The following is a 12,336-nucleotide window of genomic DNA, read 5'->3' as shown; positions in this document are numbered from 1 at the left end:
ACTCCTGGCGGAACTTGGTAGCGGAGCTCGTCATAGTCAGCGGTGGTGGCTGATTGCCCCCCGAACCATCCGGGGGCCAGAGCGGGCATTTCCCGAGACGAAGCAAAAGACCAGGTTTGTCGCCTTGAGTCCTTGGAATTACCGAAAAGCCAGCATCCACTTATTCTTGTCAACGTCAGCGAAGGATGTCCGATTGGGGGGGCGGCGCTGACGGTCATCGGTGCCACACTGACACCGACCATCCTTCGACGGAGAGTGCCCATGAGCAACGGACCTTACGGGCAGATCGCCTGCGGCTGCGGCGCGCTTTCGCTGCTGGTGTGCGGTGACCCCCTGGGCCTCGGCGAGGATGCCGGGGGCGAGCCAGTGGCGTTCTGGCCGCTCTCGGCCATCCAGATTGGCCAGGGGGCCGAGGAGCTCGCGCTCTTGCAGGATGATCGCGGCGGCGAGGCCTGGCGCTGCGGGCGCTGCGACGAGCGCCTGCTGTACGGCGATGACGAGGCCGGCGTGGCGGTGTTGGCGGGGCTTCCGGAGGATAGCGACGGGCCCGGCGTGGCGCTGACGGCAGCGCAGCGGCGTCGCCTCGAGGCGCTGGGCTATCGGGTCCTGGCGGGTAGGTAACAGGGGAGGCGGCGCCTCCCCTGTGGGGTCAGGCGCTGCGCAGGTCGCAGCTGACCGCCGGGTTGAAGTGCTCGAGGTTGCCGCTGGGGTTGGTGCGGAACCAGACGTGCTGGTCGTAGTGGGGCTCGAAGCCGTGGGCCTGGTCGCCGGGGATGGCCGGGTCATCGGCCATGTAGTCCCAGGTGCGGCCCAGGAAGCTCGGCGGCTCGCTGTGGCCGGCCTCCTGCCAGGCCCGGGCGAACACCAGGTTCTCGATGCCCACCAGCACCATGGAGCCGTCCGCCTGGGGTTCGTAGAGCAGGATGGCGGGCTCCATGAAGTCGGTATGGGTGCCGGTGCCGTCCACCCGCGGTTCGGTGGCGGTGATGCCGAGCAGGTCGGGGCGCATGTAGTGGATGCCCATGTGTCCGAGTTCCGGCGGTAGGCCGTGCTCGCCGGCCTTTACGCACTCGCCGGAGGGATCGGGGATGTAGCCCTCGGCCAGCGCCACGTTCACGTCCGTGAAGCGTTCCACCGCCGCACGGATCGCCTCTATCGTCTCGGCAACGTCATCGGCCTGGCCGCTGGCGGCAGGCAGGCCTGCGGCGGCGAAGCCCAGCACGACGATGCCACTCCACAGGATATTACGCATCGGGGTCTCCTCCGGGTCATGTCGTGGCGCGGGAAGTCACGACCTCGGCCCCTGCGCCGGGCGGCGAGGGGCCGAGAGATATGGGGTGGGTCACCTTGATCATAGCCGGCGGGGGAGGGAGGCAGCGGGTGGTTACGCTAGGGTACCCGGCATCAGCCGGGCGGGCTGTGCGGGCTGATCGGCCTAGGTCCGCATCACGGTGCCGCGGCCACGGTGGCTCTCAAAAGAGGCGTTACGAAAGGCGTTACGAGAGGCGTTTCCAGCCGTGGAGCAGGTAGCGGGTGGCGCTCTGCCAGCGAGAGGGGGCGGCGGGCACCGGCGCCTTGGCCAGGGCGTCGATGGCCCGCTGAAGGGCCTCGAGGATGGCGTCCAGGTGGCGGTGGCAGAGGGTGCTGTCGAGGCCGCCGGGGCAGCGGGAAAGGAGCTGGTCGCAGGCCTCTCGGGCGCTCTCGAGGGCCTCATGGGCGTCGGCGGGCAGCGTCGCCTCCTCGCTGCAGGCCGTGAGTTCGCGGCAGAGCATGCCGAGCATCCGGGTGTCGAGCCAGCAGGGCAGGCCGTCTTCGGCCTTGCCGGCCATGGACTCCTTGATGGCGCGGAAGGAGCCCCGCAGGAAGACGGCGGTGTAGTACGCCTTGGGGCGCTCTGTACTCATGGGGTGCCCGTGCTGTCGTTCAAGTGAGAATGCATATCAACTGTGATGCATTTTCATCATTGGGTCAACGCCTCGTCCAGCGGCGGGTAGCACAGCGCCTGACGCAGCGCCTCGGCATGGGCGGCGACCCAGTCCGGGTCGATCGGGCCCCAGTCGCGGATGACGTAGGCGCCGATGTTGTGGCGTGCCCCTTCCTCGTGCTCGAACTCGCAGACGATATCCAGCTCGCCCAGGGCGGAGAGGGTGTCCTGGGGGGTGCGCCGCGGCATGCCGGTGGCGGCCGTCACCGCCGGGATGCTGGCGATCCCCCGGGACACCAGGTAGGCCACGTAGAGGCGGCGGTAGAAGCTGGATCGGGTCTTGCTGAGTGTCATGGGGCCTCGCGTCATGGGGGTGGTATCTCGGGTCACATTCGTACGCGGTCGAACTCGCGGCGGAAGTACATCTCCAGGCGCAGGTCCAGGGCCCAGCGCGGTTCGCGGTCCGCCTCGCGGGGGAAGTGCAGGGCGGGGGCCACGTCGAGGAACAGGATGCCGCGGTGCAGGTCGCGGCGGTAGCGGGTCTGCAGGTAGGTGTCCTCGATGCGCGGGTTCGAACCGCTCTCGCCCAGCGCCACGGCGCTGTAGCGGATCGCCCGGCGGCGGTCGATGCGCCGGTTGAGCTCCACCGCCTCGCTGAACTCCAGGGTATCGACCACCTCGCGCCACTGCACGTTGGTGATGAAGCGCAGGTGGCGGTTCTCGTCCACGGGGCGGCCGATGTCCCATCGGGTGCGGGCGGAGTAGCCGTCCTTGTTGAACCAGGAGAGGCGGTTGTCGCTCTCCAGCTGCCAGGGCCCGTCGTTGAGGGTCCAGAGGCGCTGGGTGATCACCCGGGCGTAGGGGTCCAGCGGCAGCCGCACGCGAATGCCGGCGCCCACCTGGGTGTTCCACTGCTCGCTCTTGTCGCGGCGCCCCAGGCGGTTCAGGCCGATGCGCAGGCTCTCCACGCCGCTGATGCGGTCATCCACCAGCTGGTTGTCCTGCTCGGCCAGGGTGCCCTGGGTCTCCTCCGGCTCGCTCTCGATGACCAGCCGCAGGCGCTCCTCGGTGGTGGGCAGGTCGAGGCGGAAGCGGGCGCCGATGTCCTGCTGGAAGGACTCCCCCTCCTTCCAGCGCCAGCCCTGGCTGATCCTGAGGTAGGAGTCGTTCTCGATGCTCAGGGCGTCGGTGGTGCCGAAGAAGCCGTCGATGCGCCGCGAGGTGGTCTCGACCCAGCGGGAGACGTTCTCGTGCAGCGGCTCGATCCGTTCGTTGGCCCAGGGGGGTAGATCGCTGTCGTCCTCCGGGAGGTCCTCGGCCTCGGGCTCGCCGTCGCCGCCTTCCGGCATGTCGACGGCGCCGAGCTCACCTTCGAGCCAACCGCCCATGGGGGCAGGCGCGGTGTCGGCGTGGGCGCCCAGGGCGGTGCAGGCCGCCAGCGCGATCAGGACCTTTCTCATCCGTGGGCTCCCCCTCAGTTCCTGATAGCAGTCTATCCATGAACCCCGTTGAAGTCGCGAACCGTGGGCGCTAGCGGCAGAGGGCGTCGCGGGCCTCGGCCTGGCTCACCTCGTGGCCGGAGGGCAGCGCCGCCGCGGGGTCGAGCAGCCAGGTGGCCAGGTCGGCCTCGGTGCGCTCGCGCCGGGTGTAGCGGGTCAGCATGTGGTAGCCCTCCGGATAGAGCGCCAGGCGCCACGCGGGGGCGTCGGTGGCCTGTGCGGGCAGGCGCTCGAGCAGGGCGCAGGCGGCCTCGGCGGGAATCACCTCGTCCTTGTCGCCGTAGAGAATCAGGGCGGGCCCCGGCAGCCGCTCGGCGGCGTTCAGGGCCAGGCTCATGGTCTCGCTGACGCCATGCAGGGTGTCGACCCGGGCGCTGCGCAGGATCAGCGGGTCGCGGGCCAGGCGCGCCATGATCTCGGGGTCGTCGGTGGGCTCGATGCCGAGCCGGCGCATGCTGCTGGCCGAGAAGCTGACCGAGGGGATGAGCCGCACGCCGAGCCACAGGCTGGCGCGCTGGTACCAGGGCATGGCCTCGAGCCCCCACACCGCCGGGGCGATCAGCACGCTGCCGGCCACCGGCGGCGGGTCGTCCGCGAGGGTCAGCAGCACCACCGCGGCGCCCATGCTCTTGCCCACCAGGGTGAGGGGCGTGTCGGGGTGGCGCGCCTGCAGCAGCGCGACCAGGTGGTGAACATCGGCCACCAGCCGCCGGTGACCGGGCCAGATCCGCCGCTGGGCGGTGAGGCCGAAGCCGCGCTGATCGAAGGCGTAGGTGGCGATGCCGTGGGGAGCGAGCGCCTCGGCCATGACGTCGAAGCTGCCGCCGTGGTCGTTGAAGCCGTGGACCGCCAGCACCAGGGCGCGGGGCGCCTGGGCAGGCTCGCCCTCGGCGGGCCAGTGCCGCAGCGGCAGGCGGTAGCCGTCCTCGGCGATCGCCCAGTCGGGCTCCAGGCGCACGGTATCCGGGCCGGGCCCGGGCTGCTGGAGCATCGCCTGGCCGCAGCCGCTCAGCAGCAGGGCGCCGAGCACGAGCAGGACTCGCCGCAGGGCCGGGCGCAGAGAAAGGCGCAGAACAAGGGGTATAGAAAGGCACAGCGCAGGGCGCAGGGCAGGAGGTAGAGAAAGGCTCAGCGCGAGGCGCGGGCGTGCGGGCATGGGGCTCTCCGGTCCGAGTCCCTTGATCATACCCCCGGGGCGGCGCCGGGTTTCACCCCTTCGGTCACTCGCCTACCCTAGGGAGCGAAGGAATGAGCTGGTCAGGGAGGCGACGATGAGCAACGTGATGCGGCGTGCCCTGGGGTGGGGGGGCATCTATCTCGTGCTGGCGCTGCTGCCGGTGGCCGCGGTGGTGGCTCTTTCCCCGGCAGAGGGGCGCGGCTTCGGGGTGGAGCTCGGCACCCTGCTCGGGCTGCTGGCCCTTGCGGTGATGGCGCTGCAGGCGCTGGTCTCGGGCCGCCACCGCTGGTTCGGCGAGGCGCTGGGCTTCGACAACCTGCTGCAGTTCCACCGCCGAATGGGGCTCTTCGCGCTGCTTCTGGTGGTGGCCCATCCGCTGGTCATGCTGGCCTCGCGGCCGGCCTGGCTCGACTACCTGGACCCTCGCGACGACACCCTGCGCGCCCTGGCCCTGATCGGGCTGCTGCTCGCCACCCTGCTGCTGGTGGTCACCTCGCTGTGGCGCCAGGCCTGCGGGCTCTCCTACGAACGCTGGCGGGCCCTGCATGGCCTGCTCGCGGTGGCGGTGGTGGGCGGCGGCTTCGGCCATGCGCTCATGGTGGGGCATGTCACCCGGGGGCTGCCCGGATGGCTGCTGGTCGGGCTGGTGGGCGCGTCACTGCTGCTGGTGGCCCAGAGCCGCCTGCTGAGGCCCTGGCGGCTGCGCCGCCGCCCCTGGCAGGTGGTCGAGGCGTCGCCGGCGCGCGGCGACGCCACCACCCTGGTGCTGGCGCCGGTGGGTGAGCATCGGCTCGCCTTCGCCCCCGGGCAGTTTGCCTGGATCACCCTGGGCGACACGCCCTTCCGGCTTCAGCAGCATCCCTTCTCCATCGCCTCCTCGGCGGCGCGGCCCGAGCGGCTGGCCTTTACCATCAAGCGGCTGGGGGACTTCACCACGACCCTGCCCGAGGTACCCGCCGGCACCCGGGCCTTCGTCGAGGGGCCCTACGGCGCCTTCCTGCCGGACGCCGACAACCCGTCCGGCGCCGTGCTGATCGCCGGGGGCATCGGTGTCACGCCTGTGATGAGCATCCTGCGCACCTTCGCCGACCGCGGCGAGCGCCTGCCGCTGTGGCTGATCTATGCCAATCCGACCTGGGAGGAGGCCACCTTCCGCGAGGAGCTCGATGCCCTGGCCGAGCGCCTCGACCTCGAGGTGATCCACGTGCTCGACGAGCCGCCGGAAGGCTGGCAGGGCGAGCGTGGCAAGGTCGACCGCGAGCTGCTCTCGCGCTGCCTGCCCGCCGACGACGGCCGGCGCGACTACTTCATCTGCGGCCCGGACCCGCTGATGGATGCCGCCGAGGGGGCGCTGATCGAACTGGGGGTCGCCCCGACCCGCCTGCACTCCGACCGCTTCGACATGGTGTAAGGAGAGAGACCATGCTGCATCGCTACGCCCGCCATGCCGCCACCCTGATCGCCGTGCTGCTGGTCATCGCGGCGCTGCTCGCCGCCCTGCTGCGCGGCTGAGGGCGACCTCCACACCTGGCCTCAGCGCCGGAACCACCCCTTCATCACCGCGGTGATGCGGCGCATGTCGTCCGGGGAGGTGACGTAGGCGGGCATGGTGTAGAGCCAGCGGCCGATGGGGCGCAGCCAGACCCCCTGCTCGCGGGCCCAGTCGGCCACGCCGGTGAGGTCCGCGGCGGCGCGGGTCTCGATCACCGCGGTGGCGCCCAGGGTGCGCACCTCGACCACCGCGGGGTGGGCGGCCAGCGCCTCGTCCCTTACCAGCTCCTCTTCCAGCACCCGGTTCAGCCCGGCGATCCGGCCCAGGTACGCCTCCTCCTCGAACACGGCGAGGCTTTCCAGCGCCACGGCGCAGGCCAGCGGATTGCCCATAAAGGTCGGCCCGTGCATAAAGGCGTGCATCGGCGAGTCACCGATGAAGGCTTCATGCACCCGGTCCGTGGCAAGCGTTGCCGCATGGCCGAGATACCCCCCGGTGAGCCCCTTGGAGAGCACCATGATGTCCGGCGTCACCCCGGCGTGGTCGGCGGCGAACAGCCGCCCGGTGCGGCCGAAGCCGGTGGCCACCTCGTCGAACACCAGCAGCACGTCGAACTCATCGCACAGCGCCCGGGCCCCGACCAGGTAGTGGGGCGAGGTCATGTTGAGCCCCCCGGCGGCCTGCAGCAGCGGTTCCATCAGCAGGGCGGCGATCTCGCCGTGGTGGCGCTCCAGCACCGCGCGCAGGGCGGCGAGGTCCGCCGCCACCGCCTCGGGCGCGGCGTCGAAGGGGGCGGTGGGGGCCGGGGCGAAGTGGTGGCGGGGCAGGTAGCCCGAGAAGAGCGAGTGCATGCCCTCCTCGGGGTCGCAGACGGCCATGCAGCCGGCAGTGTCGCCGTGGTAGGCCTTCATCAGCGAGAGCAGGCGATGCTTGCCGGGGCGGCCCCGCAGCTGGTGGTACTGCACCGCCATCTTCATGGCCACCTCCATGCCGACGGAGCCGCTGTCGGAATAGAAGACGTGGTTGAGCCCCTCCGGGGTGACCCGCACCAGCTCCCGGGCCAGGCGGTCGGCCGGCTCGTGGGTCAGGCCGCCCAGCATCACGTGGCAGAGCGCGTCGGCCTGCCGCTGGATGGCGCTCACCAGGCGCGGGTGGCGGTAGCCGTGGATCATGCACCACCAGGAGCAGGTGGCGTCGAGCAGCGTCTCGCCGCCCTCCAGGGTGAAGCGCGGCCCCTCGCCGCCGATGACCTTCGGCGCCTGCCGCTGGGTCTTGAGGTGGGCATAGGGGTGCCAGACAGGGGAGCGGTTGCTCGAGGTCATTCAGGGCTCCAGCAGGACATGGGGGTCACGGACGGACACGCGAAGGCGCCGCGCATCCTGGAAGAGATGACGGAGAAGGTTCGTCGATAGCGGAGGGAACAGCGAGAAACCACGATGGTGCGGATGGGGAGACTTGAACTCCCACGCCCGAAGGCACCAGGACCTAAACCTGGCGTGTCTACCAATTCCACCACATCCGCACGAGTAGGCAGGCGAGCACATTTTACGGACGGTGCCTCCCAAGTCAATGAGCATCGGGAAGTTCCAGGTGGTCGGCGGCGGCCGCGGCCATGGCGGCAGGCGCGTCGGCCGCCAGCCGTGGGATCACGCCGAGGCAGGGAGCGGGGAGGGTGCGCGCCAGGGTGGCCAGGTTGTCCTGGTAGAGAGCGTCGTCTGCGGCCGCATCGAAGGAGAGTCCGGGGTCCACCAGGCTGCCGATCCAGCCGGCCAGGCGCAGGCCGGAGGCCGTGATGGCCTCGGCGGTCAGCCGGGCGTGGCTGAGGCAGCCCAGGCGCAGGCCCACCACCAGGATCACCGGGAGCTCCATCGCAAGTGCCAGCTCGGCGAGGTCCTCGTCGTCGTTGAGCGGCACCCGCCAGCCGCCGGCGCCCTCCACCAGGGTCAGGTCGCGCTCGAGGGCCAGCAGCGGTCGCAGCCAGCCGGTGAGGTCGGCCAGGCGCACCTCGACCCCGGCGCGCCGGGCCGCCAGGTGGGGCGCGATGGCGGGGGCGAAGGCGTAGGGGTTGATCGTCGTGTAGTCCACTGCCGGTACGCTCTCGGCCTGCAGGGCCAGGGCATCGGCGTTGCGCAGGCCGTCCGGTGTGGCCTCGCTGCCCGAGGCGATGGGCTTTAGACCCAGGGTGGTGAGGCCCTCGCGGCGTGCGCGGGCCAGCAGGCCGGCGCTGGCCAGGGTCTTGCCGGCGTCGGTGTCGGTGCCGGTGACGAAGTAGGCGGGCATCGCGTCTCCTCAGTCTCGGGTCAGGTCGAGGGTGAGCAGCCGGTAGCTGACCGGCAGCCCCTCGGGCTCGCGCATGGCGTCGAAGCGACGCCGGGCCCGGGCCAGGTCGGCGCGGGTCAGCCGGGCGCCGGGGCGCGCGGTCTGGGCGCCCACTCCCTTGATGGAGGCCATCACCGCGGCCAGGTCGGGGTAGTGGAAGCGTCGGGTCTGCCGCTCGACGCTGACGCGGTGAAAGCCCGCCAGGCGCGCTGCGGCCAGGTGCTGCTCGCGACCGAGCAGCGGCAGCAGGGCGGCGGGGGCGCCGGGCCGCGACCAGGCGTGGCCGACCTCCGCCAGGGTGCCGGGGGCGAGGGTGTTGATCAGCGCGCGCCCGCCCGGGCGCAGCACCCGGTGCAGCTCGCTCAGCACCCGGGAGAGGTCGGGGCACCACTGGATGGCCAGGTTGGAGAACGCGAGGTCCAGGCTGCCGTCCGCCAGGGGCAGGGCGGCGGCGTCGGCGCACACCCAGCGCAGGCGCGGGTCGCTGCCGTGATCGTGTCGGGCCGCGGCCAGCATCCCCGGGGCCAGGTCGAGGCCGATGACCGTGGCGTCGTCGCCGAAGCGTTCGGCCAGGCGCTCGCTCCAGTGCCCCGGGCCGCAGCCGAGGTCCAGCACCCGCCAGGGCGTGCCAAGGGGCGTGACGGGCGCGGGTGGGGGCAGGCGCTCCCAGAGCATCTCGCCCATGGCGAGCTGGGCAGCGGCCAGGCGCGCATAGTCGCCGGCGGCCCGGGTGAAGGCGTGGGCGACCCGGCGCCCCCATTGTGGCGAGGGGGGCGAGGGGGGCGAGGGGGGCGAATCGAGCGCGTGGCGTGCGGCGTGGGATGCGCTCATGGGCAGGCCTCCGCTGTCGGGGCCGCGGGCGCGCGATGAGGCGCGGCGGCAAGCGTCGCCAGGGCCTCGGCCAGGGCGGCGGGCCGGGAGAGCATCGGGCAGTGGCCGGCCTGCTCGAGCCGATGATCCGCGCGGGCGATGGCTGCCGGCGCCTGCAGCGGGTCGTTGGCGCCGCTTATCCGAATCACCGGGCAGCCGGCACCGGCCAGGGCGGAGGCGAGGTCCAGGGTCTCCAGCCACTCCAGGCCCGCGGCCAGGGTGGCGGGATCGGCAGGCGGGCCGCCGTTCAGCAGGGTGCGCAGCCGTCGATGGGCGTCTCGGGGGCTGGGTTCGCCGCCGAGCTGCCAGCGCTGGAAGTGGGCCAGGGTGGCCTCCGGGTCCCGGGCGAAGGCGCGGCGGAAGGCGGTGAGCTCCGCGCGGCTGACGCCTTCGGGGTCGCAGAAGTGTGCGCCCATGCCGAGCAGGATCAGTGCGCGGGGTGCCGGCAGCCGGGCGAGCAGGGCGCCTGCCAGTAGGCCGCCCAGCGACCAGCCGACCCAGACGGCGTCGGTGGGGAGCTCGCGCGCCATGGCCTCGGCCAGGGCGTCCAGGCAGTCCGGGGGCACCAGCGGGGCTCGGCCCCCGTAGCCGGGCCAGTCCGGCGCGCTGACGCTGACGCCGTCGGGCCAGTGCTCGGCCAGCGGCTGCCAGATCCGCGCGTCGCAGCCCCAGCCGGAGAGCAGCACCAGTCGCGTCATGGAGTCACCTCCGCCGCGCTGGAACGTTCGGCGGCCCGGCAGGCGGCGAGCCCCTCGAGCAGCGCCTCCAGGTCACTGTCGGCGTGAGCGGCCGAGAGCGTGATGCGCAGCCTGGCCTGGCCCCGGGGCACGGTGGGCTCGCGGATGGCGCCGACCAGAAGCCCCCGCCGGGCCAGCCGCTCGGCCCAGGCCATCACGCGGCGGCTCTCGCCGAGTACCAGCGGCTGGATGGGCGTGTGGCTCTCCGCCAGCGGCAGCCCCAGGCCCGCGGCCTCGGCGCGAAAGCGGGCGATCAGGCGGTCCAGGCGGGCGCGCCGTTCGGGCTCCTCGGCCAGGATATCCAGGGCCGCGAGGGTCGCCGCGGCGACGCCGGGCGGCTGGGCGGTGGTGTAGACGTAGGGACGGGCGAACTGGATCAGGTGGTCGATCAGCGCCTGGCTGCCCGCCACGAAGGCGCCGCCGCTGCCCAGCGCCTTGCCCAGGGTGCCGACCAGGATCGGCACGTCCTCCACGCCGTGGGCACGCCCCACGCAGCCGTCGCCGTGCTCGCCGAGCACGCCGAGGCCGTGGGCATCATCGATCATCAGCCAGGCCCCGTGGCGACGCGCCAGCGCGGCGAGGCCGGCGATATCGGCCACGTCGCCGTCCATGCTGAAGACCCCGTCGCTGACCACCAGCTTCGGCGCCTCGACGGGGGCGCGCTCGAGCAGCCGCGCGAGATCGGCCAGGTCGCCATGGTGGAAGCGCCGCGAGGGGGCGCCGGCCAGGGTCGCGCCATCGAGCAGGGAGGCGTGGTTGAGGCGATCCTGGAACACCCGGGTCTCGCCATCGCAGAGCGCCTGGAGGGTGCCCAGGTTGGCCATGTAGCCGGTGGAGAAGAGCAGGGCGCGGGGCCGGCCGGTGAGCTCGGCCAGCCGGCACTCCAGGGCCTCGTGGACCGCCAGGTGGCCGCTGACCAGGTGCGAGGCGCGCCCGCCGGCACCGTCACGGCGGGCGGCCCGGGCCATCGCCTCGGCCAGGCGCGGGTCACTGGCCAGCCCCAGGTAGTCATTGCCGGCGAAGTCCAGGGGGGCGGTATCGGGGGAGGCGGTACGGCGCTGGCGCCACAGGCCGCGTGCCCGGTGCGCCTCGCCGCGCTCGGCGAGGCGGCTTGGCCAGTCGCGGGTGGCCATGGCTCAGGCGCCGGCGTCGTAGGCGAGTTCGCTGGCCCGGGCGGCGGCCCCTGCTGCCGTCTGACGGGCCAGTGCGGCCTCGACGCCCGCCTGCATCCGGGCGTCGTCGGCACAGGTCTGACGGCTTTCGGGATGCAGGCCGAGCCGGGCGAACAGCGCCCGGTCGCGCTCGACCTGGGGGTTGGCGGTGGTCAGCAGCCGCTCGCCGTAGAAGATGGAGTTGGCCCCGGCCAGGAAGGCCAGCGCCTGGGTGGCGTCGTCCATCTGCTCGCGGCCGGCGGAGAGGCGCACGTGGCTTGCCGGCATCAGGATGCGTGCCACGGCGATGGCGCGGATGAACGCGATGGGGTCCAGGTCCTCCACGTGCTCGAGCGGGGTGCCCGGCACCTTGACCAGCATGTTGATGGGCACCGACTCCGGATGCGGCTCGAGCCGCACCAGCTGCTGGAGCAGGGCGGCGCGGTCACGGGGCGCCTCGCCCATGCCCAGGATCCCGCCGGAGCACACCTTCATGCCGGCATCGCGTACGTGGCCGAGCGTCTCCAGGCGGTCGGCGTAGGTGCGGGTGGTGATGATCTCGCCGTAGTAGTCCGGCGAGGTATCGAGGTTGTGGTTGTAGTAGTCGAGCCCCGCCTCGGCCAGGCGCCCGGCCTGGTCGCCGTCCACCATGCCTAGGGTCATGCAAGTCTCGAGCCCCAGTGCCTTGACCCGGCGCACCATCTCCAGCACCGCCTCGAGGTCCTTCTCCCGCGGGCTCTTCCAGGCCGCGCCCATGCAGAAGCGGCTGGCGCCGGCCGCCTTCGCCGCCTCGGCCTGCTCGACCACCTTCTCGATCTCCAGCAGCTTCTCCCTGGAAAGCCCGGTGTTGTAGTGGCCTGACTGCGGGCAGTACTTGCAGTCCTCCGGGCAGGCACCGGTCTTGATGGAGAGCAGGGTGGAGACCTGCACGGCGTTGGGATCGAAGTGGGCGCGATGCACCCGCTGGGCGTGGAACAGCAGGTCGTTGAAGGGCAGGGCGAAGAGCGCCTCGATCTCGTCGAGGGCCCAGTCGTGGCGAGGCTGGGCCGTGGCGGCTAGGGTCAAGGAGTCGGCGGTCGAGATCGCGTCGCGGGTATCGAACATGGGGGGCTCGCTTATGGTCAACTTAGATGTCTTCAACAAGTTGACGGAAAGCCTATCCCAGTG

13 protein-coding genes and 1 tRNA gene are annotated in these 12,336 nt (G+C 72.0%); 2 read left to right on the top strand and 12 right to left on the bottom strand.

The features are described from left to right. Nucleotides 1-261 precede the first annotated feature (261 nt). A complete protein-coding gene (locus HIR79_RS12915) occupies nt 262-621 on the top strand; it encodes a hypothetical protein (RefSeq protein WP_169958678.1) in 360 nt (119 codons plus the stop codon). Nucleotides 622-649: 28 nt separating this feature from the next. On the opposite strand, the gene HIR79_RS12910 is transcribed toward HIR79_RS12915, so the two are convergent. From HIR79_RS12910 to HIR79_RS12890, 5 genes are all read right to left on the bottom strand, one after another. Beyond that, nucleotides 650-1,252 carry a hypothetical protein gene (locus HIR79_RS12910; protein ID WP_211620775.1) on the bottom strand — a complete coding sequence of 201 codons (603 nt, stop codon included), beginning with the start codon at nt 1,250-1,252 and terminating at the stop codon, nt 650-652. A 244-nt stretch (nt 1,253-1,496) separates the two neighbouring features. Further along, nucleotides 1,497-1,904 (bottom strand): hypothetical protein, encoded by a 408-nt coding sequence (locus HIR79_RS12905; protein ID WP_169958677.1) that lies wholly within the window; start codon nt 1,902-1,904, stop codon nt 1,497-1,499. Nucleotides 1,905-1,960: 56 nt separating this feature from the next. Further along, nucleotides 1,961-2,278, bottom strand: coding sequence for a winged helix-turn-helix domain-containing protein (locus HIR79_RS12900; RefSeq protein ID WP_169958676.1), 318 nt, complete (start codon nt 2,276-2,278; stop codon nt 1,961-1,963). Between the two features lie 32 nt (nt 2,279-2,310). Continuing rightward, nucleotides 2,311-3,384 carry a hypothetical protein gene (locus tag HIR79_RS12895; protein WP_349304978.1) on the bottom strand — a complete coding sequence of 358 codons (1,074 nt, stop codon included), beginning with the start codon at nt 3,382-3,384 and terminating at the stop codon, nt 2,311-2,313. A 70-nt stretch (nt 3,385-3,454) separates the two neighbouring features. Continuing rightward, nucleotides 3,455-4,453, bottom strand: a complete 999-nt coding sequence (locus HIR79_RS12890) for an alpha/beta hydrolase (protein ID WP_249322150.1) — start codon at nt 4,451-4,453, stop codon at nt 3,455-3,457. 241 nt (nt 4,454-4,694) lie between these two features. Here HIR79_RS12890 and HIR79_RS12885 point away from each other — a divergent pair, with 241 nt between their 5' ends. Further along, nucleotides 4,695-6,011: a ferredoxin reductase family protein gene (locus HIR79_RS12885; RefSeq protein ID WP_169958674.1), complete on the top strand. Its 1,317-nt coding sequence runs from the start codon at nt 4,695-4,697 to the stop codon at nt 6,009-6,011. 122 nt (nt 6,012-6,133) lie between these two features. Here the strand turns inward: HIR79_RS12885 and bioA are convergent, their stop codons facing one another. From bioA to bioB, 7 genes are all read right to left on the bottom strand, one after another. Next, on the bottom strand, nt 6,134-7,414 hold the full coding sequence (gene bioA, locus HIR79_RS12880) for an adenosylmethionine--8-amino-7-oxononanoate transaminase (RefSeq protein WP_169958673.1): 1,281 nt from the start codon (nt 7,412-7,414) through the stop codon (nt 6,134-6,136). A gap of 115 nt (nt 7,415-7,529) precedes the next feature. Next, nucleotides 7,530-7,614, bottom strand: a tRNA-Leu gene (locus HIR79_RS12875). Between the two features lie 44 nt (nt 7,615-7,658). After that, the gene (gene bioD, locus HIR79_RS12870) at nt 7,659-8,372 is read right to left on the bottom strand and encodes a dethiobiotin synthase (protein WP_169958672.1); all 714 of its coding nucleotides are present in this window, start codon (nt 8,370-8,372) and stop codon (nt 7,659-7,661) included. A 9-nt stretch (nt 8,373-8,381) separates the two neighbouring features. After that, a complete protein-coding gene (locus tag HIR79_RS12865) occupies nt 8,382-9,242 on the bottom strand; it encodes a methyltransferase domain-containing protein (RefSeq protein WP_169958671.1) in 861 nt (286 codons plus the stop codon). Beyond that, complete coding sequence (locus HIR79_RS12860; protein WP_169958670.1) at nt 9,239-9,979, bottom strand: alpha/beta fold hydrolase; 741 nt, start codon at nt 9,977-9,979, stop codon at nt 9,239-9,241. The genes HIR79_RS12865 and HIR79_RS12860 overlap by 4 nt, the downstream gene beginning before the upstream one ends. Further along, entirely contained in the window at nt 9,976-11,151 is a 1,176-nt protein-coding gene (bioF, locus tag HIR79_RS12855; protein WP_169958669.1) for an 8-amino-7-oxononanoate synthase, read from the bottom strand. The genes HIR79_RS12860 and bioF overlap by 4 nt, the downstream gene beginning before the upstream one ends. 3 nt (nt 11,152-11,154) lie before the next feature. Then, the gene (bioB, locus tag HIR79_RS12850; RefSeq protein ID WP_249322149.1) at nt 11,155-12,273 is read right to left on the bottom strand and encodes a biotin synthase BioB; all 1,119 of its coding nucleotides are present in this window, start codon (nt 12,271-12,273) and stop codon (nt 11,155-11,157) included. Nucleotides 12,274-12,336 lie beyond the last annotated feature (63 nt).

It is taken from the genome of Halomonas sp. PGE1, assembly GCF_013000985.1.
Classification (GTDB): Bacteria; Pseudomonadota; Gammaproteobacteria; order Pseudomonadales; family Halomonadaceae; genus Halomonas; species Halomonas alkalicola.
The sequence above is the reverse complement of the archived record's forward strand: the minus strand, read 5'-3'. Positions and strand labels throughout refer to the sequence as shown.